The 25890-nt window shown below is 36.7% G+C and carries 30 protein-coding genes; 16 read left to right on the top strand and 14 right to left on the bottom strand.

The features are described from left to right. The first annotated feature begins 62 nt into the window (after nt 1-62). The 5 genes from O5639_RS05815 to O5639_RS05795 all read left to right on the top strand — a co-directional run bounded on the left by O5639_RS05815 (nt 63) and on the right by O5639_RS05795 (nt 3234). Complete coding sequence (locus O5639_RS05815) at nt 63-872, top strand: HEAT repeat domain-containing protein (protein ID WP_269623636.1); 810 nt, start codon at nt 63-65, stop codon at nt 870-872. 89 nt (nt 873-961) lie between these two features. After that, nucleotides 962-1165: a DUF2997 domain-containing protein gene (locus tag O5639_RS05810; protein WP_269623635.1), complete on the top strand. Its 204-nt coding sequence runs from the start codon at nt 962-964 to the stop codon at nt 1163-1165. Beyond that, nucleotides 1165-1557: a DUF1257 domain-containing protein gene (locus O5639_RS05805; protein ID WP_269623634.1), complete on the top strand. Its 393-nt coding sequence runs from the start codon at nt 1165-1167 to the stop codon at nt 1555-1557. Before O5639_RS05810 ends, O5639_RS05805 begins: the two co-directional genes overlap by 1 nt. A gap of 15 nt (nt 1558-1572) precedes the next feature. After that, a complete protein-coding gene (locus O5639_RS05800; protein ID WP_269623633.1) occupies nt 1573-1992 on the top strand; it encodes a ferredoxin in 420 nt (139 codons plus the stop codon). Nucleotides 1993-2076: 84 nt separating this feature from the next. Then, entirely contained in the window at nt 2077-3234 is a 1158-nt protein-coding gene (locus O5639_RS05795) for an aldo/keto reductase (RefSeq protein WP_420063673.1), read from the top strand. Here O5639_RS05795 and rsmG read toward each other — a convergent pair. Further along, nucleotides 3231-3977 carry a 16S rRNA (guanine(527)-N(7))-methyltransferase RsmG gene (gene rsmG, locus O5639_RS05790; RefSeq protein ID WP_269623631.1) on the bottom strand — a complete coding sequence of 249 codons (747 nt, stop codon included), beginning with the start codon at nt 3975-3977 and terminating at the stop codon, nt 3231-3233. The genes O5639_RS05795 and rsmG overlap by 4 nt on opposite strands. Nucleotides 3978-4057: 80 nt before the next feature. On the opposite strand from rsmG, the gene O5639_RS05785 reads away from it, so the two are divergent. Then, on the top strand, nt 4058-4498 hold the full coding sequence (locus tag O5639_RS05785; RefSeq protein ID WP_269623630.1) for a J domain-containing protein: 441 nt from the start codon (nt 4058-4060) through the stop codon (nt 4496-4498). A 58-nt stretch (nt 4499-4556) separates the two neighbouring features. On the opposite strand, the gene bioA is transcribed toward O5639_RS05785, so the two are convergent. The 5 genes from bioA to O5639_RS05760 all read right to left on the bottom strand — a co-directional run bounded on the left by bioA (nt 4557) and on the right by O5639_RS05760 (nt 9211). Further along, nucleotides 4557-5882 (bottom strand): adenosylmethionine--8-amino-7-oxononanoate transaminase, encoded by a 1326-nt coding sequence (gene bioA / locus O5639_RS05780; RefSeq protein ID WP_269623629.1) that lies wholly within the window; start codon nt 5880-5882, stop codon nt 4557-4559. 78 nt (nt 5883-5960) lie between these two features. Beyond that, a complete protein-coding gene (gene bioD, locus O5639_RS05775) occupies nt 5961-6611 on the bottom strand; it encodes a dethiobiotin synthase (RefSeq protein WP_269623628.1) in 651 nt (216 codons plus the stop codon). Continuing rightward, a complete protein-coding gene (locus O5639_RS05770) occupies nt 6608-7363 on the bottom strand; it encodes a methyltransferase domain-containing protein (RefSeq protein ID WP_269623627.1) in 756 nt (251 codons plus the stop codon). Before O5639_RS05770 ends, bioD begins: the two co-directional genes overlap by 4 nt. Further along, on the bottom strand, nt 7335-8072 hold the full coding sequence (locus tag O5639_RS05765) for an alpha/beta hydrolase (RefSeq protein ID WP_269623626.1): 738 nt from the start codon (nt 8070-8072) through the stop codon (nt 7335-7337). Before O5639_RS05765 ends, O5639_RS05770 begins: the two co-directional genes overlap by 29 nt. Then, nucleotides 8069-9211: an aminotransferase class I/II-fold pyridoxal phosphate-dependent enzyme gene (locus tag O5639_RS05760; protein WP_269623625.1), complete on the bottom strand. Its 1143-nt coding sequence runs from the start codon at nt 9209-9211 to the stop codon at nt 8069-8071. The genes O5639_RS05765 and O5639_RS05760 overlap by 4 nt, the downstream gene beginning before the upstream one ends. An 82-nt stretch (nt 9212-9293) precedes the next feature. Here O5639_RS05760 and O5639_RS05755 point away from each other — a divergent pair, with 82 nt between their 5' ends. Further along, nucleotides 9294-12077: a DEAD/DEAH box helicase gene (locus O5639_RS05755; protein WP_269623624.1), complete on the top strand. Its 2784-nt coding sequence runs from the start codon at nt 9294-9296 to the stop codon at nt 12075-12077. Between the two features lie 12 nt (nt 12078-12089). Here the strand turns inward: O5639_RS05755 and O5639_RS05750 are convergent, their stop codons facing one another. From O5639_RS05750 to O5639_RS05740, 3 genes are all read right to left on the bottom strand, one after another. Beyond that, entirely contained in the window at nt 12090-13484 is a 1395-nt protein-coding gene (locus O5639_RS05750) for a class II fumarate hydratase (RefSeq protein ID WP_269625524.1), read from the bottom strand. A gap of 127 nt (nt 13485-13611) precedes the next feature. Continuing rightward, on the bottom strand, nt 13612-14907 hold the full coding sequence (gene purB, locus O5639_RS05745; protein WP_269623623.1) for an adenylosuccinate lyase: 1296 nt from the start codon (nt 14905-14907) through the stop codon (nt 13612-13614). A gap of 43 nt (nt 14908-14950) precedes the next feature. Further along, nucleotides 14951-15211, bottom strand: a complete 261-nt coding sequence (locus O5639_RS05740) for a hypothetical protein (protein WP_269623622.1) — start codon at nt 15209-15211, stop codon at nt 14951-14953. Nucleotides 15212-15306: 95 nt separating this feature from the next. Here O5639_RS05740 and O5639_RS05735 point away from each other — a divergent pair, with 95 nt between their 5' ends. Further along, nucleotides 15307-16107 (top strand): TlyA family RNA methyltransferase, encoded by an 801-nt coding sequence (locus O5639_RS05735; RefSeq protein ID WP_269623621.1) that lies wholly within the window; start codon nt 15307-15309, stop codon nt 16105-16107. Nucleotides 16108-16116: 9 nt separating this feature from the next. Here the strand turns inward: O5639_RS05735 and O5639_RS05730 are convergent, their stop codons facing one another. Further along, nucleotides 16117-16455 carry a P-II family nitrogen regulator gene (locus tag O5639_RS05730; protein ID WP_269623620.1) on the bottom strand — a complete coding sequence of 113 codons (339 nt, stop codon included), beginning with the start codon at nt 16453-16455 and terminating at the stop codon, nt 16117-16119. Nucleotides 16456-16493: 38 nt separating this feature from the next. Then, entirely contained in the window at nt 16494-16721 is a 228-nt protein-coding gene (locus O5639_RS05725) for a hypothetical protein (protein WP_269623619.1), read from the bottom strand. 209 nt (nt 16722-16930) lie between these two features. Here O5639_RS05725 and queF point away from each other — a divergent pair, with 209 nt between their 5' ends. Further along, nucleotides 16931-17317, top strand: a complete 387-nt coding sequence (queF, locus tag O5639_RS05720; protein WP_420063672.1) for a preQ(1) synthase — start codon at nt 16931-16933, stop codon at nt 17315-17317. Here the strand turns inward: queF and O5639_RS05715 are convergent. The 3 genes from O5639_RS05715 to O5639_RS05705 are packed head-to-tail and all read right to left on the bottom strand — an operon-like array spanning nt 17306 to nt 20584. Then, complete coding sequence (locus tag O5639_RS05715; RefSeq protein WP_269623618.1) at nt 17306-18586, bottom strand: cytochrome c biogenesis protein ResB; 1281 nt, start codon at nt 18584-18586, stop codon at nt 17306-17308. The two genes, queF and O5639_RS05715, sit on opposite strands and share 12 nt — an antisense overlap. Before the next feature lie 5 nt (nt 18587-18591). Beyond that, nucleotides 18592-19332, bottom strand: a complete 741-nt coding sequence (locus O5639_RS05710) for a cytochrome c biogenesis CcdA family protein (RefSeq protein ID WP_269623617.1) — start codon at nt 19330-19332, stop codon at nt 18592-18594. A gap of 19 nt (nt 19333-19351) precedes the next feature. Further along, entirely contained in the window at nt 19352-20584 is a 1233-nt protein-coding gene (locus O5639_RS05705; protein ID WP_269623616.1) for an FtsW/RodA/SpoVE family cell cycle protein, read from the bottom strand. A 427-nt stretch (nt 20585-21011) separates the two neighbouring features. Here O5639_RS05705 and O5639_RS05700 point away from each other — a divergent pair, with 427 nt between their 5' ends. The 7 genes from O5639_RS05700 (at nt 21012) to atpA (ending at nt 25862) form a co-directional block, all read left to right on the top strand. Further along, nucleotides 21012-21431, top strand: coding sequence for an ATP synthase subunit I (locus tag O5639_RS05700; RefSeq protein ID WP_269623615.1), 420 nt, complete (start codon nt 21012-21014; stop codon nt 21429-21431). A gap of 75 nt (nt 21432-21506) precedes the next feature. Beyond that, complete coding sequence (atpB, locus tag O5639_RS05695) at nt 21507-22232, top strand: F0F1 ATP synthase subunit A (protein ID WP_269606848.1); 726 nt, start codon at nt 21507-21509, stop codon at nt 22230-22232. Between the two features lie 168 nt (nt 22233-22400). Next, complete coding sequence (gene atpE / locus O5639_RS05690) at nt 22401-22649, top strand: ATP synthase F0 subunit C (protein WP_011125758.1); 249 nt, start codon at nt 22401-22403, stop codon at nt 22647-22649. Between the two features lie 130 nt (nt 22650-22779). After that, nucleotides 22780-23241, top strand: coding sequence for a F0F1 ATP synthase subunit B' (locus tag O5639_RS05685; RefSeq protein WP_269623614.1), 462 nt, complete (start codon nt 22780-22782; stop codon nt 23239-23241). Next, the gene (locus tag O5639_RS05680) at nt 23238-23750 is read left to right on the top strand and encodes a F0F1 ATP synthase subunit B (protein WP_269623613.1); all 513 of its coding nucleotides are present in this window, start codon (nt 23238-23240) and stop codon (nt 23748-23750) included. Before O5639_RS05685 ends, O5639_RS05680 begins: the two co-directional genes overlap by 4 nt. Continuing rightward, a complete protein-coding gene (atpH, locus tag O5639_RS05675; RefSeq protein ID WP_269623612.1) occupies nt 23750-24298 on the top strand; it encodes an ATP synthase F1 subunit delta in 549 nt (182 codons plus the stop codon). Before O5639_RS05680 ends, atpH begins: the two co-directional genes overlap by 1 nt. 49 nt (nt 24299-24347) lie before the next feature. After that, a complete protein-coding gene (gene atpA, locus O5639_RS05670; RefSeq protein WP_269623611.1) occupies nt 24348-25862 on the top strand; it encodes a F0F1 ATP synthase subunit alpha in 1515 nt (504 codons plus the stop codon). Nucleotides 25863-25890: the final 28 nt, after the last annotated feature.

Genomic DNA, 25890 nt, shown 5'->3' with positions numbered 1-25890 from the left:
CTTCCCGGGGATATGCTTGCACCAGCACCAATTAATTAGTTTGCTCTTCTTCTGTCAGAGCTATGAATGATGAAAATCAAAAATTAAGTGAAAAAGGGTTGGCTAATTTAGCCATAGACCCTGATCTTTTAGCTAGAGAATTAGCTGCTCAATTGGCAGGAGATCCTTTAGATGAAATTGAATTAGATAAAATTGATGGAGATCAAGGAAATTCATCAAAAGAATGTGATCTTGCGTTGAAATGGCTTCAGTCTGGAAATAATGAGAGACTTCAGGGCTTAAGAGTCTTTTGTGAACATAGAGACTCTAGAGCTCTTCCATTCTTATTGCCTTTACTTGAGGAGCCTTCTCCTGTTATCAGGATGAGTGCTGTTTATGCTTTGGGTAGAAATCCTTGTCCAAAAGCTATAGATCTTCTATTGCATTTATTGAGGTTTGATAGTAACGCTTATGTGCGAAAAGCTACTGCATGGAGTCTCGGAAATTACCCTGACGCCCCAGTGCTAGAACCTCTGATTAATGCATTAAAACAAGATGTCGCTGCCGTGAGATTGTGGGCATCCAGTTCTCTAGCAGAAGTTGGACTAAATTCAGCAGAAAGCTCTCCCCCAGCCGCGAATCAATTACTTGAAAGTTTGCAAGTAGATGGTGAACCAATAGTTCGTAGTAACTGTATTTGGTCCCTAGACCGCCTTTATGATCTTTTGAGTGCGGAAATCCAGATCCAAATAGTTGAGACCTTTATTTCTGTTTTATTAAACGATAGAGAGCCCTCTGTAAGGTATGAAGCAAGGACAGCATTAGAGCAATTGGATGATCCAGAGGTACAAAAACAATTAAAATCATTAATTGATGATGGTCAATTAGTTTAATTTTTGGTACAAAAACAATTCGTTGTAATTAATAATTCGCGTTTCTAGAGTTTTTTTCTATATCATGCGAAACTTAGGGCTTCAATTTTATGCCACAACGCACATTGCGCTTTAAAATCCGACAAGATGGAAGGGTTGAAGAAACCGTTGAAGGTATTGTTGGTGAGGCATGTATTGATTTGACTGAGAAGCTTGAGGATGCCCTAGGCACTGTTGAAAGGAGAGAACAAACCTCTGATACCTTTCTTCGCGAAAACGTTCAAAAACAGACTATTCCTGCAGAAATCCACTGATGTCACATTTCAGCACAGTTAAAACTCAACTTCGCAAGAGAGAGTTCCTTAAACAGGCCCTCATAGATTTAGGGTATATCCCTAACGAAGGTGAAAATCTAGTCAGAGGTTATAGAGGTCAAACTGTCAAAGCTCAAATGACTGTTGAGATGAATAAGGGAGGAGACATTGGATTTCGTTGGAATGAAAGCTCAAAATCATACGAACTTGTAACCGACCTTGATCTTTGGAAACAATCAATACCAATTGAGAGATTTTTAGCTCAGGTTACTCAACGGTATGCTTTAAACACTGTTCTTGATTCAACTGCGCAAGAAGGATTCCAAGTGTCTGAGCAAAAGCAAAATTTAGATGGATCAATAGAACTAGTAGTTACACGTTGGGATACCTAATACTGCTTTTGAAAATTGACTTTTGATCCTAGAGCTGCTTTTGAAACTAGGTCTATTGAATATCAGCCCTTAAATGATATTTATGATCCAAATGTTGCATACGAAGCAGCTAATAATGAAGATTTTGAGCTTAGTGGTAGAGATCCAGTGCTTGGAGGGAAATTAAGGGAAAAAGCCGTTTGGGTTGATGAGAGAAAATGCATTGGCTGTACATACTGCAGTTCAGTTGCTACTAACACTTTTGCAATGGAGCCTGAACAAGGCAGAGCAAGAGCGTTTCGACAAGATGGAGATAGTGATGAATTAATACAAGAAGCCATAGATACCTGCCCTGTTGATTGCATTGATTGGGTTTCTTTTGAAGACTTAATTAAATTGGAAGAAGTTTTAAAAAATCATCATTTTAGGAATTTAGGTTTACCACCCGTTACTTGATTTTTAAAAATAGAAGTGTCAAGCATTAAAGATGGTAAAAATAATCCAATACCTAGAAGAAGATTTGGCCGAACAGAGATTCAGATGCCAGTCTTATCTCTTGGCGGGATGCGCTTTCAACAAAGCTGGAAGGATTTAGATCCTAAAGAGATTGATAATCAACAACAAGACATCTTGCGAAACACTATTAAGCATGCGTCTCAAAAAGGTATGCATCATATAGAAACTGCCCGTCATTATGGAACATCAGAGCGTCAGATAGGCTGGGCCTTTGATCAAATCGATGACCCAAAAAGAATATTGCAAACAAAAATCCCACCAAATAATGACCCTTCGATATTTCAACAGGAACTTGAGTTAAGTATAAGTAGATTAGGTTCCAAAAAAATTGATTTATTAGCTATCCATGGTATCAATATTCCTGAGCACTTAGACATGACTATTCGTCCTAATGGATGTCTACAGATTGTTCGTCAATGGCAAAAAGATGGTCTTGTTGGTCATGTAGGCTTCTCAACTCATGCAAATGTTGACCTGATCATTAAAACAATTGAAACAGGACTTTTTGATTATGTTAATTTGCATTGGTATTTTATACGTCAGGAGAACGAAAGAGCTTTACAAGCAGCGAATGCTAATGATATGGGGGTTTTCATTATAAGCCCTACTGATAAGGGAGGTCATTTACATACACCGTCATTAAAACTTTTAGAGTTATGTAATCCTTTGCATCCAATAGAATTTAATGATCTATTTTGTTTGAGGGATAAAAGAATTCATACATTAAGTGTTGGTGCTTCAAAGCCTGAAGATCTAGATATTCATTTAGGAGCAATCTCGAAAATGGATAGAATGCATGGTTTAATTAACACTATTGATAAAAGATTAGTTAATGCCTCATGCAAGTCGCTTGGAGAGTCATGGTTGACTACTTGGAAGATAGGTTTACCTAGTTGGGACCAAACTCCAGGAGAGATTAATATACCTATTTTGCTATGGCTAAATAATTTATTAGAGGCTTGGGATATGGAAAGCTTTGCTAAAGATCGTTATGGTTTGTTAGGCAGAGGAGGACATTGGTTCCCAGGCTCAAACGCAGATTGTTTGGATTGTGAAGTGAGTGAGGATGACTTGAAAAAAGTTTTGATTTATAGCCCGTGGAGCTCTGAAATACCCTTTATTCTTAGAAAATTGAAAGATAGGTTGGGGGGAGAAAGAAGAGATAGATTATGGGGAATTTAGTAACCTAAAGGCTGTTTTTTTGGTTTACCAATTGATCTTGGATATTGATTCGGACATTTATTAATAGCACTAATCCTAATAATATTTCTAACACCGCGATTATTAGGGAGTACGAATTTATGTGTTTGTTGGATCTCTGCATTTAGTTCAGTTAAAGCCTTTTTTAGTATTTGTTGCTCTGTGATACTCCAGCCTCCTTTAAATATGAGAGCTTGACCTGTCGAATTTAAAAAAGGTACGAGATATTCTGCTACTACATTTGCAGAAGCGACTGCTCTCGCAATGGCATAGTCAAAATTACTTCGAAGGATTGGATCCCTTCCTGCTGTCTCAGCTCGTTCAGTTACGACTGTTATACGAGAATTTAATCCAATTTCTTTAGAAACTTCTTTCAAAAAAGTCGTTTTTTTACTTGAAGAATCTAAAAGAGTAATATTTGAATTTGGCATTGCTATAGCTATGGCTATACCAGGAAATCCACAGCCAGAACCAATATCTATATATTTATGAGAAAGTTCAGGCTCTTGAAGTTCTTCATGCAGTGGCAACAAGCTGTCACATACTTGTGCAGTCCAGAAATCATCTCCATCAACTAAACGAGTAAGGTTGGTCTTCTGATTCCATTCTTTAAGTAATTCTTGCAAATGGATAAATTGAGCTAATTGTTTTTTACTTGGCACCCATTTTAGTTCCTTCCATATCATGAGATGATTTGCTTGTTTCTTACTTTTATCAGGAGACATTTTGAATTGTTTTTTTTTAAATAGTCAATCCTGACATATTTAGATAAAATCTATACATTATTAAATCATATTTTCTTTACTTGGTTCCTTCCTCTAATTGTTACGAACTGCTTGGTGTCTCTACCTCTGCCAACAACGCAGAGCTTAGAAAAGCTTTCCGTAAATTAAGTAAGCAACTTCATCCGGACACGACATCTATGCCAAGTGATGAAGCAACAAGGAAATTCCAAAATGTTTGTGAGGCTTATGATTTATTAAGTGATCCTGTCCTAAGGGCGAATTATGACTTATTTATAGAAAAAGAGAATAATCTTATAACTCAGAAAAAAGAACCTTATTTAAAGGATATACAACCTGTACAATTTTCTAAATCTATAGGAGTAAGGCGACCATTATCAGGAGGAGAACTGTTTTCACTTCTTCTTTTAAGTATCTCGATTTTCTTGAGCCTGGCTTTAGGAGTGTTTATTGCTTTTTTAAGAGGCGGAAACTTGAATTTTACTCCAAGTTGGTTGATGTAAGTTTAATTCAAGAAATGATTACATAGCTACGTGCTTAGAACCTTGGCAAGAAAAAATTCTAGGATAGAGAATTTAAGCCCTCTTGGATTCCAAAATAGCATTTTTCTAATTCTTCATCTGTGATACACAAAGGTGGCATTAGATAAACTACATCTCCTAATGGTCTAATGAAAACACCAACCCTCAATGCACTTGCTTTCATGATTTTCCCAACGGTATTTAAATACCCCTTTTTACCTTTTACTTTAATATTAAAAGCAGCAATAGTTCCTGTAATTCTTGGATATTCAATTCTTGAATCTTGAACTATTTTTTGTAGATGAGGTAGATGACGTGATTCAAAATTCAAATATTTTTGAGGGGAGTTTTCTAAAAGGTCTAAGCTGGCATTGGCAGCTGCGCAGCCTAAGGGGTTAGCTGTGAAACTATGACCGTGCCAAAAAGTTTGCTTTGGATCTTCTCCAAGGAAACCTTCAGAAATCCTTTTGCTGGACATAGTAACTCCCATTGGAAGGAATCCACCGGTTAAACCTTTTGAGAGTGATATAAGGTCTGGCTTTAATCCTGCTCTTTGAAAAGCGAATAGTTCTCCACACCTTCCAAATCCAGTTAAGACTTCATCTGTGATCAGTAAAGAATTAGCCTGGCGAATTCTTTTTTCGACTTCTACTAAAAATTCTGAACGAACCATTCGCATCCCTCCAGCCCCTTGCACTAATGGCTCAAGAATTACCGCAATAGTTGGCTTCTTTAGGAGCTGATCAAGAGTTTCTAAAACCTCCTTTTCTCGTCTTTCAAATTCTTCATCGCCCCACCATGTCTCAGGCCAAGGGACTCTGCTAACAGGAAATAGCATTTGATCGAACGGCTCGCTAAATATATTTCGTTCGCCTACTGCCATTGCTCCAAATGTATCTCCATGGTAAGCACCTTCGAATGCAATAATTTGAGATCTATTATCACCTTTATTTTTCCACCATTGACGAGCCATTTTTAAAGCTACTTCTACAGCTGTAGAGCCATTATCTGAAAAAAATAACTTTTCTAGACCTGTTAATTTACTTAGTCGATTAGCTAATTGCTCAGCTTGAGGATGAGTGAAATCTGCAAAGATAATTTGTTCTAATTGCTCTGCTTGAGTTGCGATAGCCTTAGCAATATATTCATTTGCATGACCATGAAGAGTAACCCACCAGCTACTTATGCCATCGATTATTGGAGGTCTGTCTTTAGGAAGTAGAAGGGCACCTTTGGCCTTTTCAACCAATAATTGGGGCTTAGAGGAGGTAAGTTGTGTGAATGGTGGCCATATATGAGGATTCTGAATAGTTTGATTTGAATTTTCTTTTTCATTCATCAAATTTAGTTTTCCCTCTTCTTTCATCAAATTTAGTTTTCCCTCTTCTTTCATTTAACTTGATTGAAGTCAAAATAATCTTTTGATTAAGAAAAACATAAAATCTTAATTTCGAATGTATTTTTTAAGCTTTTGATCTAATTGTTGTTTATTCCATTCTTGTGAAAGTACTTTTGCGTTGACTTTGTCAAAGATAGGAAGACTTGCAAGGATTTTAGTATCTCCAAATTGCTCTAGAGTCTTCGGATTGTCTTTGTGTGGAGGGCCGTTTAATACTATTCCTAATACATCTAAATTTCTATGTTTCAAGGCTTCTAGACTTAATAAGGTGTGGTTGAGAGTGCCAAGACCGGTCCTGGCTACAAGGATTATTGGAGCTCCCCAAACCTTTAATTGGTCTATTTGTAGCCAATTCCGATTTAAAGGAACCATTAAACCACCTGCAGTCTCGATGATTATTAATTCATCTAAGTCAGGCAATTTTAAATTGATTGGTTCAATAACAACAGCCTCTTGTTCGGCAGCCCAATGTGGAGAGACAGGAGCCTTGAATTTATATCTTTCAGAAAGATAGCGCTTAGGTTCAAGATTTAAGAGATTGCAAACAGTTTTGGTATCTGTACCTTCCGCTGTTCCGCTTTGAATGGGCTTCCAGTAGATACCTTTAAGACCTTGGACGAAAAAACTACTAACTATCGTTTTACCTACATCTGTATCTGTACCACAAATAATAATTTTTTTTGAGAAAGTACTCATCGCTTTATTAATAAAAACTGAATTGACCAACTAAGACTTACTTGTTTATCCTTGTTGGAACTTGGCCAAAAAGACAATAGATGTCGCCAATTTGAAACACTTAATTGTTCCTTCTGACTACTTTGTGCTCCGACCTTGATCATCGGTTTCAATAAAGAAGTCGCCTTCTTCGCTGTTTGTTTAATAACTTCAATTTTATTATAAAAAATACTTTGTTTCGGGACGACTCTAATTAGTGAGTCGTATGATGGTAAATCAAGAGCTGTACATGTTAAATTTGCTTTTTCTGCAGCTTCATACCATTCTGGAAAACTTCCCTTTACTGGGATTGCTAACGCAATCCATCCATCCAAGCTTAGAGAATTCAACCATTCCTCAAGTCTCTTTTCTGGATTATCAAGCCAATGTAAAACAAAACTTGAAGCTAATAAATTTGGTTTTTCAGACCACTTAGGTAACCCATTATTTAAATCCCAAAGTTGTTTAATACTCTTTTCTGAATGTTGATCAATCATCTTTTTAGAGTTATCCAATCTCACTACATATTGGTTTGGATGTAGATCTTCTAATGATTTAGCTAGTAGTCCAGTGCCAGAACCAAGGTCAACCCATAATCCATGTTTAATTGAATGATGAGAACATATTTTTGCAAGTTTTAAAGCAGTACTTTTTTGAATTGAGGCTGATTCGTTATAACTTAATGCAGCTTCGTTAAAGTTTTTCTTAACTTTGCTTGACCATGTTTTTTGCATGATCAAATTCTAGCCAGTGTTTGACTTTTTTGATATTTTTAATTTTTGTCATTGAATGCCCCTCGTCTTGAAGGTTGATTATTTGGGGTACGGTCTCTAAGTGATGTATTAAATCTTCAGCTAGCTTTTCTTTCGTTTGATTAGCCAAAATATAGTCTTGTTTACTGTTAACAATAAGTACTTTGGCAGAATTGTTTAAGCCAATTGGTAGGGAATCAGAATTCATAAGAAGTTTTAAATCATTTTTTAGTTTCAATCTTCCTGCATCTGATATGTGAAGGAGGTTTGATTCGAATGACTTAACATCTAAATAATTCGGTTTATAAGCTTTTATATGAAATTTTCTTAACATAGCTGCTTCATTAGGCGTATTGATTGCATTCATCATCCTATTGAGGGCCAATTTTATAGGGCGATTTTCTTTGCCACTTGGAATAAAACGACTAAAACTATTGATTAATACAACATGAGTAGCTGAATGTAAAATTTCTTTATCTATTAAATGTGAACCAAGAGATTGACATATAGCAACTCTTTTAAGCTCGACTTGATTTGAGTTGTGATTCCATTTGGGTGTATTAGGACTTATATCTTTATAGCCTCGTTCAGAAGTTTGCCATTCCCAATCACAACTTTTAAATATCTTTTCCCAATTTGACCATTGATGACTATCACCAGCCCAGCCATGCATTGCAATTATTTCTTTCATTTGTTTTTAAGAACTTTGATAAGACTTTCGAAAGCCTTAACGGGAGTATTTCTCCTGATCACTAATCTGAGTCTTGATTTACCTTCCGGGACAGTTGGTGGGCGGATCGCAACAGTTAGAAGGCCTTGTGCCTCAAGTCTCTTCTGATAATCCAGGGCTAATTCGTCTGAACCTAGAATGATGGAGATTATTGGACCGTCCCCACCAGGCCGTTGCCACCCAATTTGAGACAACCTGTCTCTTAAAGCTATTGATTTCTCTTTAAGTTCGCTACCCCAGCTAGGGTTGCTTTCAATTAGATTTAACGCAGCTAAAGCACTTGCACAAAGTGGAGGAGCTAAAGCAGTTGTATAGCGAAATGCCCCACAGTTTTGTATCAAATTTTCTCCTGTTGTCTTGTCTGTTGCTAGAAATGCGCCCCCACTTCCAAATGCTTTACCGAAGGTCCCACTGATAATTGATATTGGTTCTTTGAGTCCAAAAGATTCTCCTTTTCCTTCTGGACCCATAACGCCAAAAGCATGAGCTTCGTCTATCAATAATTTTGAATCATACTTAATACATAGCTTTGAAATTTCTTTTATGGGTGCTGTTGTACCCTCCATACTAAAAAGGCTTTCAGTAATTACTAAAGGTTGTTTTTGAGGAGTGCTTTGCCTGGATTTTCTTAAAAGTCTTTCTAGTTCAGATAAATTGTTGTGCTTGAATCTAATGAGCTTTGCTCCACTCGCTTTGACTCCAACGAGCAGAGAATGATGTATTAGACGATCACAAATAACAGGAGTATGACGATCAGTAAGTGCTAAAACTGCAGCCAGATTGGCCTGGAAACCACTGGGATAAATTAGGACAATCTCACGATCAAGCCATTGGGAAAGCCTCAATTCAAGTTTTTGATGAATATTTCTACTACCAGTAATAAATCTTGATCCTCCAGAACCAACTCCATCAGTTTCTAAGGTTTCTCTAGCTGCCTCAATTAATAATGGATGTCTTGCTAGGTCTAGATAGTCATTACTTGCTAGGTCAATTAAAGTGATTTGATTTTGATTTTCATCTATACCAATCAATTCTGATGAGCTTTGCCCTGGGATCCAAGTCCTTAGCTTACGAATTCTAGAGTTAGGGATTGCAGGCATATTGTGATTTTGGTTGCTTGATTTTATTATGTATCCACATCAAAAATCATGTGGTCATAAAATATTCCCCTAGGATTTAGCAATGACTTCATCAGAAAGAGATACGTTTGAGAACGAAATCCTCCAAAACAATTTAAATCCAAAGGAAATCTTTCCTTTTGCATTGGATGAGTTTCAACTTAAAGCAATTGACTCACTCAATCAAGGGCATTCGGTAGTTGTTAGTGCTCCTACAGGATCAGGAAAAACCTTAATAGGAGAGTATGCAATTTATAGAGCGATTTCTCATGGGAATAAGGTGTTTTATACAACCCCCTTAAAAGCTTTATCTAACCAAAAGCTAAGAGACTTTAGGAATCAATTTGGTTCAAGAAATGTGGGTCTTTTAACAGGTGATTTAAGTCTGAATAGAGAGGCTTCGATTCTTGTTATGACTACTGAAATTTTTAGAAATATGCTTTATGCAGCAGCAGATAGAAATGATGACCCTCTACTTGATATAGAAACTGTTGTCCTTGACGAATGTCATTATATGAATGATGCGCATAGAGGGACAGTTTGGGAAGAATCAATTATTCATTGTCCTAAATCCGTTCAGTTCGTTGCTCTATCAGCAACCGTTGCCAATGCAGGTCAATTAACTGATTGGATTGAGCAAGTTCATGGACCCACAGATCTAATATCTAGTGATTTAAGACCAGTTCCTCTGGAATTCAATTTTTGTAGTGCTAAAGGACTTCATCCATTACTCAATGAAAAAGGAACTGGATTACATCCAAACTGTAAGGTTTGGCGCCCAACAAAATCACATAAGAAGAGAGGACGCTTATCCAAGCCTACTCAACCTGATTCTCCTTCCTTGGGCTTTGTGATATCGAAGTTAGCAGAAAGAAATATGTTACCCGCTATTTATTTCATATTTAGTCGTCGTGGTTGTGACAAGGCTGTACAAACAATAGCTAGCACTTGTTTAGTGAACCAAGAAGAAAGAAAATCAATTCAAGATCGATTTGAAAAATATACAATTTTAAATTCAGAAGGTTTGAGAGATGATTTACATGTAAAAGCTTTATTTAATGGAATCGCATCTCATCATGCCGGAGTTCTTCCTGCATGGAAGGAGTTAATTGAGGAATTATTTCAAGAAGGATTGATAAAGGTTGTTTTTGCAACTGAAACCTTAGCTGCAGGAATTAATATGCCGGCGAGAAGCACAATTATATCTACTTTGTCGAAGAGATCAGACAATGGTCATCGTCAATTAATGGGGAGTGAATTTTTGCAAATGGCTGGTAGAGCTGGAAGAAGAGGTCTTGACTCTAGAGGTTATGTGGTCACTGTACAAACTCGATTCGAAGGAGTTCGAGAAGCTGGTCAATTAGCTACCAGCCCAGCCGATCCACTGATTAGTCAATTCACACCCAGCTATGGCATGGTACTGAATCTATTACAGCGTTATGACTTAGACAAATCAAAAGAATTGATAGAGAGAAGCTTTAGTCGATACTTGGCGAGCTTGGATTTGGTTGAAGAAGAAGAAGAGTTATCCAGATTAAAAGAGGAGTTTAAAAAGTATAAAACTTTTTCAGAAGATATACCATGGTCAGATTTTGAAAGATATGAGAAAATAAAAAGTCATCTAAAGGAAGAAAGAAGACTATTAAAAATTCTCCAAAAACAATCAGCAGAAACCTTATCTAATGAATTGATCTTAGCCTTGGAATTTGCAAATAATGGAACCCTCATAAGTCTGAAGACATCACAGTTGCGAGGAAAAGTTACACCTGCAGTCATTGTTGAAAAAATACAAAAAGGAGATAGACAATCTCAATTGTTATGCTTAACAGATGAAAATATTTGGATACTTATTGCGTGTAAGGAAGTCGTAAGTCTTTATGCTGAATTGACTTGCTTAGACGTATCACATCTTACAACTCCTGAAATTAGTAGATTAGGTGAAATACATCATGGCGATTTACTAAGTAATAAAACAGCCTCAATAATTTCAAATTTGGCTCAGAAAAATGATATGCGAACCGCTCAATATGATCTTGCTAGTGAAGTTTTATCTCAAGCTAATTTAGTTAAATCTCTGGATGATGAATTATTGATTCAGCCAGCTCATCGCTGGGGGGATAAGAAAAAATTAAAGAAGTATAGACGACGAATGGATGAACTTGGTGTTGAAATTCATGAACGTGAGGAGATGCTCTACGACAGGTCTAATCGTCACTGGGAAACTTTCTTATCACTAATTAAAGTATTAAACTACTTTGGATGCTTGGATGATCTAAATCCTACTGATATCGGTAAAGGTATTGGATCTTTAAGAGGTGAAAATGAGCTATGGTTAGGATTGGCTTTAATGAGTGGACATCTTGATGAACTAACACCGGTAGAATTAGCTGGTGTGATTCAGTCAATTGTGACGGAAGTCAGTCGTCCTGATTTATGGTCTGGATTTATCCCAAGTGCAGTTGCAGATGAAGCATTTAATGATTTGTCAAACATACGAAGAGAATTATTTAGAGTTCAAGAACGATTAGGTATAGAAGTTCCAATCTTATGGAGTTCTGAATTAATGGGTTTAGTAGAAGCCTGGGCAAAAGGAATTACTTGGACGGAGTTGATCTCAAATACTTCTTTAGATGAGGGAGATGTGGTAAGAATTTTAAGAAGAACAAATGATTTACTTTCACAAATTCCCTATTGTTTGGCGTTGAGTAGGCAACTTAGAAATAATGCCAAGGCAGCAATGAAACTAATGGATAGATTTCCAGTTTGTGAAGCTGAAGATATTACCCAAGCAAAAGATAAAAATCATGAAATTATTAATCCAGCAACTGAAAGAAACCAATCAGATTGAAAAACCTTGTTTTCATTCGTTCCCAATCATGGTTTTTGGATTGATGAGATAATCAAATTCTTCTTGATCAATATAATTTAATTGAGTAGATGCTTGCTTTAGACTTAAATTCTTTTCATGGGCTAATTGAGCTATTTTACTTGCTTTTTCGTAGCCGATTGATGGTGTTAATGCAGTTACTAACATCAGAGAATTGTCTAGATATTCTTTGATGTTTTCTTTATTGGGTTGAATACCCTCAATCATATGCTCTCTGCAACTCTTACATGCCTTTTGAATAAGGTTGATACTTTTTAAAATATTGTAGCCAATCAGTGGTTTATAAACATTCATTTGTAGATGTCCTCCACTTCCTGCAATTGAGACCGAGGTGTCCATACCAATTATTTGTGTACATACCATTGCCATTGCTTCGCATTGAGTTGGATTAACCTTCCCTGGCATTATTGAGCTACCAGGCTCATTGGCTGGAAGCTGTAGTTCTGATAATCCAGCTCTTGGTCCGCAAGATAAAAGTCGAAGATCATTAACAATTTTGAGAAAAGTTACGGCTAATAATTTTAGTTGAGACATAATATTGACAAGACCATCATGACTAGCCATGATGGCAAATTTATTAGCGGCAGTCTCAAAAGGTAAATTTGTTTTGGTAGCAATATCAAGAGCAATTAAATTATCGAAATTTTTCGGAGCATTAAGGCCAGTCCCAATAGCAGTTCCTCCAAGCGGAAGTGGGTAAAGTTCCTCGAGGTTGATTTCAATACGTCCTAATGCAGTTTCTAATTGAGCAGCCCAAGCAGAGACTTCTTGTCCAAGAGTGAGAGGTACTGCATCTTGAAGATGAGTACGTCCTATTTTTATAATATCCTTCCATTCTTTACTTTTTTGATAGAATAAATCAATGAGCTTTGTTAATTCAGGTATTAAGGTATCTTTTATAGTAACAATTGTGGCTATTTGAATTGCAGCTGGAAAAACGTCGTTTGTTGACTGAGAACAATTGACATGATCATTAGGATGTATTGGATCATGACTACCCAAAGGATTATTTAAACGTTTTGAAGCTATATTACAAATCACCTCATTGACGTTCATATTGGTTTGGGTACCACTACCTGTTTGCCAAACTTTCACAGGAAATTGATCATTATGTTTACCTTCAATAATTTCTAAACTGGCTTCGATAATGAATTTAGTGGTTTCTGTATTTATTAGACCTAGATGATTGTTTACTTGAGCAGCAGAGGCTTTGATTTGGGCAATTGCATGAATAATCTCGAGTGGTACCAACTCATCCCCAATAGCGAAATTTAATATTGATCGTTGAGTTTGAGCTCCCCATAGCACATCTTTTGGAACATCAATCGAACCTAGGCTATCTTTCTCAAGTCGTTTCATGTTGGAGATTTATCTTGGGTTGAGAATTGTTAAATTCCTAGGGAATAGAAACTTATAACTATGGATTTTAGTTGAATCTAGTTCTATTCCATTTTTAGAGTGTATTCACTGATATTAATTGATTCAGCTTTGAAAGTTAAATACCAAGTCTTTCCCAAATCACTCTCAAATTGGACTGATGTAATTCGGTTGAAAAACAGTCAGCAAGTTTTTCTTTTGAGAGACTATTCATTACTTCTGGGTCATTCTCAAGGTTTGCTTTGAAATTTCCTTCGTTTTGATTCCAGGCTGAATGAGCATTCTTTTGTACTAGTCGATAAGAATCTTCTCGACTCATTCCATTTTCAACTAAAGCTAAAAGAACTCTTTGACTAAAAACCACTCCTCCATAAATGTTCAAATTTCTCAGCATATTATTTGGATAAACCCCAAGACCTTTAATTATTGCGGTCATTTCTGTGATCATAAAATGAAGAGTAATAGATGTGTCTGGCAGCATTAATCTTTCATTGGAGCTGTGGCTTATATCTCTTTCATGCCATAGAGCTACATTCTCAAGCGCTGCAACTACATAACTTCTTAAAACTCTGGAAAGACCACTTACTCTTTCACTGCGTATTGGATTTCTTTTATGAGGCATTGCAGAGCTTCCTTTTTGGCCCTTAGCAAAGTTTTCCTCTACTTCAAGAACATCCGTTCTTTGTAGGTTTCTAATTTCTGTAGAAAAACGATCTAGTGAAGATCCAATCAAAGCAAGAATCTGTACATAATTAGCATGCCTATCTCTTGAGATAACTTGAGTGCTAGCCGTATCACATTCAAGCCCCAAAAGTTCGCAAGTTATTCTTTCTATTTCTGGATTAGTATTGGCATAGGTACCCATAGCTCCACTAATTTGTCCAACCGAGATGTCTTTCTCAAGACTGTTTAGCCTATCTTTGTTTCTTAGTGTTTCAGCTAGCCATCCCGCCAACTTGAATCCAAAGGTTATAGGTTCCCCATGAATGGCATGAGAACGTCCAATCATTACGGTTTTTTTATGCTGACTTGCTAAATCTCTAATAGCTTCTTCCAGTAATAAAAGCTCTTTTCTTAAAAGCTTGACAGATGACTTTAACTGAAGTGCAAGCCCAGTATCAAGGACATCGCTACTGGTCATTCCCACGTGGATATAACGGCCAGCATCCCCAACATATTCGTTTAAATTCGTTAGAAAAGCAATTACATCATGGCGAACTTCCGCTTCTATTTCGAGAATGCGTTCTGGCGTAAAACTTGCTTGTGATCGAATGGTTTCCATTGCACTATTGGGAATCTTTCCCAATTTGCAATTAGCTTCACATGCGGCAATTTCAACATCAAGCCATGTTTGGTATTTGGCTTGCTCAGACCAAATATTTCCCATCTCTGGGTTTGTGTAACGCTCAATCAAAGTGCTACATAGTTAAAGGTTAGTTTAATTTAGTTCGTCAAGGTCAAGCTGACTTGAGTCTATTGTGTTCAACTTCCCAATGGACATATCTTCCCCAAGCCTGCTGCCTGACTCTGCATCTTCCTCCTTTGCAATCAATGACTTGAAAGGGAGGCAAATCATTTGGTTGATTTGCAAATATTGCAAAACTACCTGGAGGCAGAAGTTCAAGCACTTCTCCAGCTTGTTTTTTTGAGGTTAGATGAAAATGAGCATGCCTAGATAGCTCATTCTCATTGCTGGGATGTATGAGCTTTTTAGACAAAACCTTTGATCAGTTGATTAGATTCTCTATTGAAAAAGAGAATAAGCACGAGTTCTGCGGTTTTTGTTCCGTTTCCTGTTTGTTTTTGTAAACAAATGACTAAAAAATCGCGATTAGATCTTCACTTGCTGACTAAAGGGTTCGTGAAATCTCGTCAAGAGGCGCAGAAGCTTATTAGAGCTGGAAAAGTTAAAACGATCAATGGTCAAATTTTAGATAAGCCAGGCCAAGAAATTTTAAAAGATCTTGAGATCGAAGTTACTCAGCCCTTGCGATATGTGTCTAGGGGAGGGGAGAAATTGGCTGAAGCGTTTAATCAATTTCCAATTGATATAAAAAAAAGGATTTGTTTAGATGCTGGTATATCAACTGGTGGGTTTACGGATTGTCTTTTGCAGTTAGGGGCAGCAAGGGTTTATGGCATTGACGTTGGTTATGGCCAGACTGCATGGAGTATTAGAAATGATCCGAGAGTGGTCCTATTGGAACGTACAAATATTAGGCATTTAACTCCTGAAGAATTATTTAATGATGGAGACCCAATACCAGACTTCGCAGTCGCAGACTTATCTTTTATCTCTCTTAAAATTGTTTTGCCTAGTATTAAATCTCTTCTTGATGCTAAACGATCTGAGTTACTTGTATTAGTAAAGCCTCAATTTGAAGTTGGCAAAGATAAAGTGGGTAAAGGAGGAGTTGTTCGTGATCATTCACTACACGCTGAGGCTATTGAAGGTGTGGTAAACGAATCTAAAAAATATGGATGGTACCCAAAAGGATTAATTGCATCACCCTTAAAAGGCCCTGCCGGTAATCAAGAATATCTTCTTTGGATGGGGGATGAAGTTGAAGGAAATATTGAATCAGAAAAATTGTTGAATATTTTATGTGAGTAAAATTTTGATTTAAAGAGCTGTTTCGTTTCTATCGCCAGTTCTGATTCGGACAACGGAATCAATTGGGCTAACGAAAATTTTTCCATCTCCTATCTCTCCTGTCTTGGCTGCATCAGCGATAGCTTTTAAAACAATTTCAGCCTTTTCATCAGGAACTACTACTTCAATTTTGAGTTTTTGAAGAAACTCAACGGTGAATTCTGAACCTCTGTATCTCTCAACTTGTCCTTTTTGTCTCCCAAATCCTCTTACCTCGCTAACTGTCATACCAACTATACCTGCATTTACTAATGCAATTTTTACATCCTCCAACTTAAAAGGACGGACTATTGCCTCTATCTTTTTCATATCGCTTTAGGTAACTCCAAGAATTTTAGATATTTTTATCAAATTTTGTCTATTTGACTTAGAGAATTGATGAAATTTACATTTATACCAGCGTTTTGTGCATCTTCAGCAAGCATTTCTGCATCCCTGGCAGGAATTATTACTAGCCCGTTGCTAATGGATTCCCAATTGTCGGATTCAAAATGAGTTTGTAGCCAAAGGATACCATGAACACTTTTAGGTTCTATTAGAGTTCCATTTTGAGTATCAGCAAGACTTATGTCCATGTAAAACCTTTATTTGTATCCATTAAGGGGGATAGCGGGGATTAGTTTTGTACTCGATGATACAAATCAGCCTTTTGGCATCATTTTCCTACTTTTTGATTAAAAGAATTTAGTTAAAGTTTGAATTTTTAATCAAGCTTTTATGTACTGTGAGTTTTAAATGCCACTAAAAAGTGATTAGACAAGAAAAAGACATTAAAGAAGAAATTATGTATGGCGAGAGGGAAATAGAGGCTGGGAGCTTAATTTGTTTCCCAAATCCAAATAGTAATAGAGATTATGAAATTTCAATAGATTTCCCTGAATTCACGTGTAAGTGTCCTTTCTCGGGATATCCCGATTTCGCAACTTTGAGAATTAAATATCAACCAAATATGAAGGTTATAGAATTAAAAGCAATTAAACTTTACTTAAATAGCTATAGAGAGAAGAAAATATCGCATGAAGAAGTCACTAATAAAATAGTCGATGACTTTGTTGAAGTTTCTGATCCTAAGTGGATGCAATTAGAAGCTGATTTTAATCCTAGGGGTAATGTTCATACAATCATTAGAGTCTGTCATGGGAAAAGAAGTAATTTAGAGCTAATTCTCTAAGAAACGAATAAATTTTGGCAATTCTTTTGAAAGACCAGAGAGATTTCTGTTGCTTAATCCACCTATATAAATCATAGACTTTTCCTTTTCATGTAAGACCCAGATTTTCTTAGTGGAAATAATACTAAGTGAACCTCCAATAAGTATTATCGCAAAACTGGTATATACAAAAGGTACTCCAGGGTCATGCTTTAACAATAACCCACTACTTGGGACGATATTTATTATCTTTATTAAAGTATCTTTGACTTTTGCTTCCTTATTTGTACTTAATTTTGTAATTAATGTACCATCACTATTGTAAATGCTTACTGGACCTATCTCACTATCTACGGTTACGAGAATTGGGTCTTTACCATCTTTTTTTGTAGGTATAATTGTTCCCCAAACTTGTTCACCTAGCTCAGGTATAGGTTCTATTGGAATTTGTAATTTCGGACTTTTTTCAATTTGAATAGTTATTGCTGCTAAAGACCAGTCAGCTTGATATAATGTTAATCCTTTGTATCTTAATGGATAATTAACACTAATTTCTTTGAATTGATTATCTCCATTTGGCTCAATAACATTTACTATAGACCTATATTGCTCAGCCCTTCCTTGAGGGTCTCTTTCGATTTGAAACTTTTGTAATTCAATAGTTAACCCTTTCTCTTCATTATTGTTTAATAAGTCTATTGATCTGCCAGGGGCTAAAAATTTTTCTATGGTTTTCCCATTTAATGATCCATATGTTGCTCCTATCATTAATAATATCATTCCTAGATGAATTAATATAGGTCCTAATCTACCTGCTACTCCTTGGCGAGCAGCTATCCTTCCATCTGTTTCTTTTATATTCCAACCTTGCTTTTTTAAATTAATTTTAATTTTCTCTAAGCTTTCCGAGTAATTATTAGTTTCTATTGATTGCGCAATAGAAAGTTTTGCTATTTGACGAGGCGATTTGTAATCTATCCATTTCCATGCTGATTTAAGTATAGGTAATTGTCTTCTAAAACTACAAACTGCAAGAGCTAAACCAAGCCAAATGAGTAAGAATAAAAACCAAAAACTTGTATAGACATGATCTAATTCAAAAAGTAGTACTATATTTCCATTAATTATTCCAAGAAAAGGATATTTATTAAAATTATCATAATAGAATTGATCTGATTCTTGTTGTGGTATTAAAGTACCAGCTGCACATGAAATAGCTATTAATAATAATAATAATATCGCAATCTTCAAGCTAGAAAGCCAGTTTAAAACTTGGCTAATTTTTTTCATGTATTTTATATCCAAATACTGAGAAGGCTCATAAGACCTATGGTTAATAAAATCACTCCGCTAATTGGTGGAACCCATTTCCCAATAGGTCGTAATGATAATAATTTTGGAATACTTGCGGCAAAAGTACCTGCTATAAATAAAGGAACAATTTGTCCAATCGCAAAACTGCCAAGTAAAATTGTGCCATTAAGAGGATTTCCTTGTTTAGCAACCCAGGCGAGAAGAACTGCAAGAACAGGCGTAGTACAAGGAGAGGAGGCTAATCCAAAAGCAAAACCGGCTGAAACTGGAGCGAATGCAGAAGGAACTTGATTTATCCAAATTTCAGGGTCAGGGCCAGATGGAAGTGAGAATTTAAAAATCCCAAGCAGATTAAGACCCATAATTATTGCTAGAAAGCTTATGAAAATTGAAAAGAAACCTGGTAATTGACCATAAATTTTCCCTAAAAACCCGCTTAGACTTCCTAATATAATTAGTGATATCACTATACCGCTGCAGAAACTAATCGTTTTTTGTAAAGGGTTTTGGTTATTTTTAAATCCAGCTAAATATGCAACTGTTATTGGTAAAAGTGATAATGAACACGGCCCAAAACTAGTAAGAAGTCCTCCCGTAAAAACTATTAGAATTGTTAGTGGGCTTGGATTATTGAGCCCATTATTAATTAACTGCTCGCCATGACGAGTCAAATCAGAGAAAAGTAAATTTATAGAAGAAATGTTCAAAAAGAGATTTGTCACCTTAAGTTATTACACAAGATTATCTAGTTAACAGTCTATTTGAGGGATTTTTAATTAATAAATCTGATGATTCAATAGAGGATCTGATCAATAGAGCAGCTATTAGTAAGCTTGAAATCAATGAGTTGCCCCCATAACTAATCAAAGGGAAGGGTAGGCCAGTTGTAGGCATTGCTCCTGATGAAACTGCTATGTGCATAATTGATTGGCCAACAAGAATAGTACCTGATCCAATAGAGATTAGTTTAGAATAATTATTTCTACAATTAAGAGATATTTTAAGAGTTAAATATGCAACTACAAGCAGGAATGATAAAAGTAAAATAGATCCAAAGAATCCAAACTCTTCCGCAAAAACAGCAAATATAAAATCAGTACTTCTGTAGGGCAAATATTGTAATTTTTGCATTGAAAGACCATAACCTTCTCCGAAGAGGCCACCAGAACCAATAGCATAAAGACTCTGAATTAATTGATATCCACTACCTTCTGGATCTTTCCACGGGTTAATAAATGACATGACGCGACTTTGTTGATAGGCATTAAAAAAAATGCTTATTGAACCAACTAAAAATCCTGATATCGCCGTTTTAAAAAGGTAGCGGAAATCAATACCGGAAGCTAAGGCAATCATCCAAAGTAATATCCCTATTAATGCGGCAGTACTTAAATTTGGCTGCTTTATAATTAATACAATAATAGATGCAAAAATAGTTAACCAAAAAAGTTTCTTTTCTGAATTTATTCTTTCCCATTGACCAAAAAGTTTGGCACTTTGGAGAATGATAAAAGGTTTAATTAACTCCGATGGTTGAATTTGGATTGGACCGATAATCAACCATCGAGTAGACCCGTTAACTGTGCTACCGAAAAAACTTGTTGATGCAATTAGAACCATACCAATGAAAAGGCAAGGCCCTGATAGCCTTAGCCAACTTTTTAGATTGATATTGATGGCTAGGTAGAAAATGCTCCAACTAGCGATCAGCCAAATTAGTTGTCTTTTTATATAGTAAGCACCTTCACCCATCTCTCTAATGGCTACCCACCAACTAGCTGATCCAAGTATAAAAATTCCAGATATGCTCCAAAAGGCAATCAATCCCATTATTAAACGCCCCTCTTTTGGCCAAAAAGGCCAAGGTAATGGAAGTATGGTGTCGTTTATTAAATTACCGAAATGAGTTTTTGATTGGGTAGGATTTTTCCCTTTGGGTTTAGATAGAATTTTTTTGTTAGAAATATTACTCAAAGGATCTTTTGCTCATACACCATTGAGCCGCCTGATTCGCATTTTGCCAAGTCTTTAAATGTAATTAATTTACTTTTTTAAGGAATCTCATAAAAATCAAGAAGATTTTTATGAGTTAAAATTTAATTGTTAGTTTTTAGTGATGCAATAAAAAAATTGATCAATAACTTGATTATTTAATTTTATATCACCAGGATTAATTATATAAAGAGATTATCTATCTGATTTAGATTGAATAACTAAAACTGTGTTTAAAATTTTTGATCAAGTTGCTAAATTAAAAACTTTTCAATTTAGCAATAAAAATTTTTTTTGTTTTGATGCAAGTCTCGTGATAGATTCCCCGGGCCTTTGCAGAGAGCTTAGGTGTCTTGTTTGCAAAACAACTTCTCACTATCACTAAGGAACTCCAAAAGGAGGGATTTTTGTGGCATCTGAGACTGTTGAAAATTGCTCAAGTCATGATCCTCTTCTGGATTTTGATTCATCGGACTCATCGTCCGGAGTCAAATCAGACGAATATCTTGAACTTCAATTTCGAGTATTCCGTCTTGCTTTTTTATTGACTATTTTTTCTGTTGGCATAGCAGGTTTCTTTTGGGGAATCCAAGCCGGTGCAAGCCTTCTTGTAGGTGCTTTATCAGGAATTTTTTATTTTCGCTTGCTTGCTCGCGGAGTTGGAAGACTAGGTACTTCATCAAAAATCGTCGGTAAAGTCCAGTTGTTAGTTCCGGTCCTTTTGGTTTTGGTATCTTCTAGATTTCCTCAACTTGATTTAATTCCGGCTTTATTAGGATTTTTGCTTTATAAACCAGCGTTAATTATTCAGTTTCTATCAATGCCATAGGTGCTTTTTAGAAATTAAATTTTTAAGTTTTGTTTGTTTGGCGTTTATTTTCTACGCAACCTAACTTCCAGATAAATGGGTTTTTTACCATTTGTTTTTCCTTTAGCTGAATTAGAGGTTGGTCAACATCTCTATTGGCAGATTGGAAATTTTAGAATTCACGGCCAAGTTTTTATGACTTCATGGCTGCTAATAGGCGCTTTGCTTGCCTTAGTGGTCATTGGAACAAAAAAAATGGAACGTGATCCGAAAGGTGTGCAAAATCTTTTGGAATTCCTATGGGATTACATACGTGATCTCGCAAGAACACAAATTGGTGAAAAGGTTTATAGAGATTGGATGCCTTTCATCGGAACCCTCTTTCTGTTCATATTCGTGAGCAACTGGGGCGGTGCATTAGTTCCATGGAAGCTGATTGAACTACCAAGTGGCGAACTTGGGGCACCTACAGCTGACATAAATACAACTGTTGCTTTAGCACTACTGGTATCTCTCTCATATTTCTATGCGGGGTTGAGCAATAAAGGTTTGCGTTACTTCGAGTATTACGTTCACCCAACGCCAATAATGCTCCCATTTAAAATTGTTGAAGATTTTACAAAGCCTCTCTCTCTCTCATTCCGTTTATTTGGAAACATTCTGGCGGATGAACTTGTTGTAGCTGTACTTGTTTTTCTTGTACCTCTTGTTCTTCCAGTTCCTGTTATGTTTCTAGGCTTGTTTACTAGTGCTATTCAGGCTCTGATTTTTGCAACTCTTGCTGCCTATTACATCGGGGAAGCAGTTGAAGAGCATCATTAATCATGATTTTTTGCTACTGAATTAACTTTTCAATGGCAAATTTCCTGCTTTGAGGCCTGAAATTCTTTCAGAATCATCTCAAGAACTATGAGATGCACCCCTCGCAGGTATAAACTCCCGGTCACAACTCTATAAGCGTTTCAAGCGCTACACATCTTTAGCAGAATTATGGATTCCATTACCACCGCCGCATCAGTTGTTGCAGCTGGTTTAGCTGTAGGCCTTGGCGCAATAGGCCCTGGTATCGGTCAGGGTAGTGCTGCACAAGGAGCAGTAGAGGGTATAGCCCGTCAACCAGAAGCTGAGGGCAAAATCAGAGGTACTTTGCTTCTTTCTTTCGCTTTCATGGAATCACTTACCATTTATGGCCTTGTGGTTGCATTGGTGCTTCTCTTTGCTAACCCTTTTGCTGGTTGAATATTTCAAAAAGGGGCTGATTGAGTAAATCAATCAATTTGATTAACTTTTCAGTCCCAAAATTTGAAAATTCTTTAGCAAATTTCAATTGCCGTTCTCCGGCTCGTTTAAATTCTTGCACCCCTAGCTAATGCCAACTTTGTTTTTGTTTGGTGCCTCTGAGGGAGGTCTGTTTGATTTCGATGCAACTCTTCCGCTTATGGCCGTTCAAGTTGTATTACTTACTTTCATACTTAATGCTCTTTTCTTCAAGCCTGTTGGACGGGTAGTTGAAGAAAGAGAGGATTATGTAAATACAAGTCGGGCAGAAGCAAAGAAAAAAATTGCTGAGGTTGAAAGACTAGAGACTGAACTCAAAGATCAGCTCAAAGAAGCTCGTCTTGAAGCTCAGAAGGTTATTCTTGAGGCAGAGCAGGATTCTGAGAATCTTTATAAAGAAGCTCTTGCTCTTGCTACTTCAGAGGCAAATGCATCGAGAGAAAAAGCAAGGCGTGAGATTGATTTACAAAGAGATGAAGCTCTTAATCAACTTAAAAGCGAGGCTGACAATCTTGGTGATTTGATTATTGAACGACTCTTGGCAAAAAAATGACTTCTTTAATTTTCGCTTCCGAAGGCTTTGGCCTAAATTTAAATATTTTTGAGACCAATATTATCAACTTAGCTGTTGTTGTTTTTGGCCTCTATAAGTTCTTGCCAGGCTTTTTAGGAAAAATCCTTGAAAGACGAAGAACTACAATCCTTTCTGATTTGAAAGAAGCAGAAGAGCGTTTAACTCAAGCACAAGGTTCTCTTTCGCAAGCAAAAGACGAACTTGCCTCAGCGAAGCAAAAAGCAGACAAAATTAGAAATGATTGCAAAGTGAGAGCAGAAGCAATTCGTTTAGAGAGTGAAAAAAGAACTGTTGAGGAAATGGCAAGAATTAAACAAGGTGCTGCTTCTGACTTAAATGCTGAAGCTGCAAGAGTGACTTCTCAATTGAGAAAAGAAGCTGCAGAACTTGCTATTAAAAAAGCATTAGCAATGCTTCCTAAAAAGTTAGATTCAAATACTCAAGATAATTTTCTTAAACAGTCAATTAAAAATATTGGAGACAACTAATGCCATTACTTAATACTATTACTACTCCTTATGCTGAAGCCTTCCTTCAAGTAGCTGACAGCCGAAACGAAGTTGATGAAGTAGTAACTCAAGCCAAATCAATTTTAGAACTTTGGAACTCTTGCCCTGAGTTTAGTGATGCGATGTCATCGCCAGTTTTAGAGGTAAATCAGAAGAAAGCCGCTTTAGAAAAGCTTTTCTCTAGTCAGGTTACGCCCTCTTTCTTAAACCTTTTAAAACTTTTGGCAGATCGACAGAGAATTGGATTGTTGAATTCTGTTCTTGAAAGATTATTGGAAATTTATAGAGAACAAAGAAATATTGCTTTAGCAACAATCACTTCAGCTTCAGCTTTAAGTGAAGATCAACAATCTGAGCTACTCAAGAAAGTACAATCTATAGCTGGTACAGATAATTTGGAAATCGATCTCAAAGTCGACTCTGAATTGCTAGGTGGCTTTGTGGTCAATGTTGGATCAAAGGTCATTGATGCCAGCATTGCAGGCCAAGTCAGGCGACTTGGTCTTGCTTTGGCCAAGGTCAGCTAATTCTCTCCTGACTTTCTCCCCTTCATCTTCCCTAACTTAAGTTAATCCCATGGTTTCTATACGCCCCGACGAGATCAGTTCAATCCTTAAACAGCAGATTGCTGATTACGATAAATCAGTATCTGTTAGCAATGTAGGTACTGTTTTACAGATTGGTGACGGTATCGCAAGAGTTTATGGCCTTGAAAAGGTTATGGCTGGTGAACTAGTTGAATTCGAAGATGGAACAGAAGGAATTGCTTTAAACCTTGAGGATGACAATGTTGGTGTCGTGTTGATGGGTGAAGCTTTAGGAGTGCAAGAGGGAAGCACAGTTAAAGCAACTGGAAAGATTGCTTCAGTCCCAGTTGGAGAGGAAATGCTAGGAAGAGTGGTTAATCCTCTTGGACAGCAAATTGATGGAAAAGGAGAGATGGCTACAACTGACTCAAGATTAATTGAGTCAATAGCTCCTGGAATTATTAAGAGGAAGTCAGTACATGAGCCTATGCAAACGGGTATCACATCTATTGATGCCATGATTCCTATTGGAAGAGGCCAGAGAGAGTTGATTATTGGAGATCGTCAAACAGGGAAAACGGCAATAGCAATCGATACAATCATCAATCAAAAAGGTCAAGATGTTGTTTGTGTCTATGTAGCCGTTGGTCAAAAACAAGCATCAGTGGCAAATGTAGTTGAAGTTCTTAAAGAAAAAGGAGCGTTGGATTATACGATTATTGTTAATGCAGGAGCATCTGAGGCTGCAGCTTTGCAATATTTAGCGCCTTATACAGGTGCAGCAATTGCTGAGCACTTTATGTATCAAGGCAAAGCTACTCTAGTTATCTATGACGACTTAACCAAGCAAGCTCAGGCTTACAGGCAAATGTCATTACTTTTACGTCGTCCACCCGGGCGTGAAGCATATCCAGGAGATGTTTTTTATTGCCATAGTCGTTTACTTGAGAGGGCTGCAAAACTTTCCGATGCGATGGGTGCGGGATCAATGACCTCCTTGCCTATTATTGAAACGCAAGCTGGTGACGTTTCTGCTTATATACCAACAAACGTTATCTCAATTACTGATGGCCAGATTTTCTTGAGCTCAGATTTATTCAATTCTGGATTAAGACCTGCAATTAACGTTGGTATATCAGTTAGCCGAGTAGGAGGAGCTGCGCAAACGAAAGCTATTAAGAAAATTGCAGGTACGTTAAAACTTGAACTAGCTCAGTTTGATGAACTTGCCGCATTCTCTCAATTTGCTTCAGATCTTGATGAAGCTACTCAAAAGCAGTTAGGTAGAGGAAAAAGGTTAAGAGAACTTCTAAAGCAACCTCAATTTGACCCTCTGAATTTAGCTGAACAAGTGGCTATTGTTTATGCAGGTGTTAAAGGCATGATTGATGAGGTGCCTGAGGAGGAAGTGACAAAGTTTGCTCGTGAATTACGTGATTATCTAAAAACAAATAAGGCTGATTTTATTAAGAACGTTCTCTCTGAAAAAGTTCTAAGTGAAGCATCTGAATCAATGCTTAAAGATGCTATTAACGAGGTTAAATCCTCAATGCTTGCGGCATAAATAAAAAGGCTATCTAATAGAGAAATCA

Origin of the sequence: Prochlorococcus marinus str. MIT 1214, from assembly GCF_027359355.1 — a bacterium.
GTDB lineage: Bacteria > Cyanobacteriota > Cyanobacteriia > PCC-6307 > Cyanobiaceae > Prochlorococcus_B > Prochlorococcus_B marinus_F.
Note: the sequence above shows the minus strand (reverse complement) of the source record. Positions and strands in the feature narration are given on the sequence as shown.

Bases quoted from the DNA above. Each gene is read 5' to 3' on its own strand.
- atpA (WP_269623611.1), top strand. From the start codon at position 24,348: ATGGTTTCTATACGCCCCGACGAGATCAGTTCAATCCTTAAACAGCAG.
- O5639_RS05725 (WP_269623619.1), bottom strand. From the start codon at position 16,721: ATGGACATAAGTCTTGCTGATACTCAAAATGGAACTCTAATAGAACCT.
- O5639_RS05730 (WP_269623620.1), bottom strand. From the start codon at position 16,455: ATGAAAAAGATAGAGGCAATAGTCCGTCCTTTTAAGTTGGAGGATGTA.
- O5639_RS05735 (WP_269623621.1), top strand. From the start codon at position 15,307: ATGACTAAAAAATCGCGATTAGATCTTCACTTGCTGACTAAAGGGTTC.
- atpH (WP_269623612.1), top strand. From the start codon at position 23,750: ATGCCATTACTTAATACTATTACTACTCCTTATGCTGAAGCCTTCCTT.
- O5639_RS05805 (WP_269623634.1), top strand. From the start codon at position 1,165: ATGTCACATTTCAGCACAGTTAAAACTCAACTTCGCAAGAGAGAGTTC.
- atpB (WP_269606848.1), top strand. From the start codon at position 21,507: ATGGGTTTTTTACCATTTGTTTTTCCTTTAGCTGAATTAGAGGTTGGT.
- O5639_RS05795 (WP_420063673.1), top strand. From the start codon at position 2,077: ATGCCAGTCTTATCTCTTGGCGGGATGCGCTTTCAACAAAGCTGGAAG.
- O5639_RS05760 (WP_269623625.1), bottom strand. From the start codon at position 9,211: ATGCCTGCAATCCCTAACTCTAGAATTCGTAAGCTAAGGACTTGGATC.
- rsmG (WP_269623631.1), bottom strand. From the start codon at position 3,977: ATGTCTCCTGATAAAAGTAAGAAACAAGCAAATCATCTCATGATATGG.
- O5639_RS05680 (WP_269623613.1), top strand. From the start codon at position 23,238: ATGACTTCTTTAATTTTCGCTTCCGAAGGCTTTGGCCTAAATTTAAAT.
- O5639_RS05685 (WP_269623614.1), top strand. From the start codon at position 22,780: ATGCCAACTTTGTTTTTGTTTGGTGCCTCTGAGGGAGGTCTGTTTGAT.
- O5639_RS05770 (WP_269623627.1), bottom strand. From the start codon at position 7,363: ATGCAAAAAACATGGTCAAGCAAAGTTAAGAAAAACTTTAACGAAGCT.
- O5639_RS05715 (WP_269623618.1), bottom strand. From the start codon at position 18,586: ATGAAAAAAATTAGCCAAGTTTTAAACTGGCTTTCTAGCTTGAAGATT.
- O5639_RS05815 (WP_269623636.1), top strand. From the start codon at position 63: ATGAATGATGAAAATCAAAAATTAAGTGAAAAAGGGTTGGCTAATTTA.
- queF (WP_420063672.1), top strand. From the start codon at position 16,931: ATGTATGGCGAGAGGGAAATAGAGGCTGGGAGCTTAATTTGTTTCCCA.
- O5639_RS05810 (WP_269623635.1), top strand. From the start codon at position 962: ATGCCACAACGCACATTGCGCTTTAAAATCCGACAAGATGGAAGGGTT.
- bioA (WP_269623629.1), bottom strand. From the start codon at position 5,882: ATGAAAGAAGAGGGAAAACTAAATTTGATGAATGAAAAAGAAAATTCA.
- O5639_RS05755 (WP_269623624.1), top strand. From the start codon at position 9,294: ATGACTTCATCAGAAAGAGATACGTTTGAGAACGAAATCCTCCAAAAC.
- atpE (WP_011125758.1), top strand. From the start codon at position 22,401: ATGGATTCCATTACCACCGCCGCATCAGTTGTTGCAGCTGGTTTAGCT.
- O5639_RS05765 (WP_269623626.1), bottom strand. From the start codon at position 8,072: ATGAAAGAAATAATTGCAATGCATGGCTGGGCTGGTGATAGTCATCAA.
- bioD (WP_269623628.1), bottom strand. From the start codon at position 6,611: ATGAGTACTTTCTCAAAAAAAATTATTATTTGTGGTACAGATACAGAT.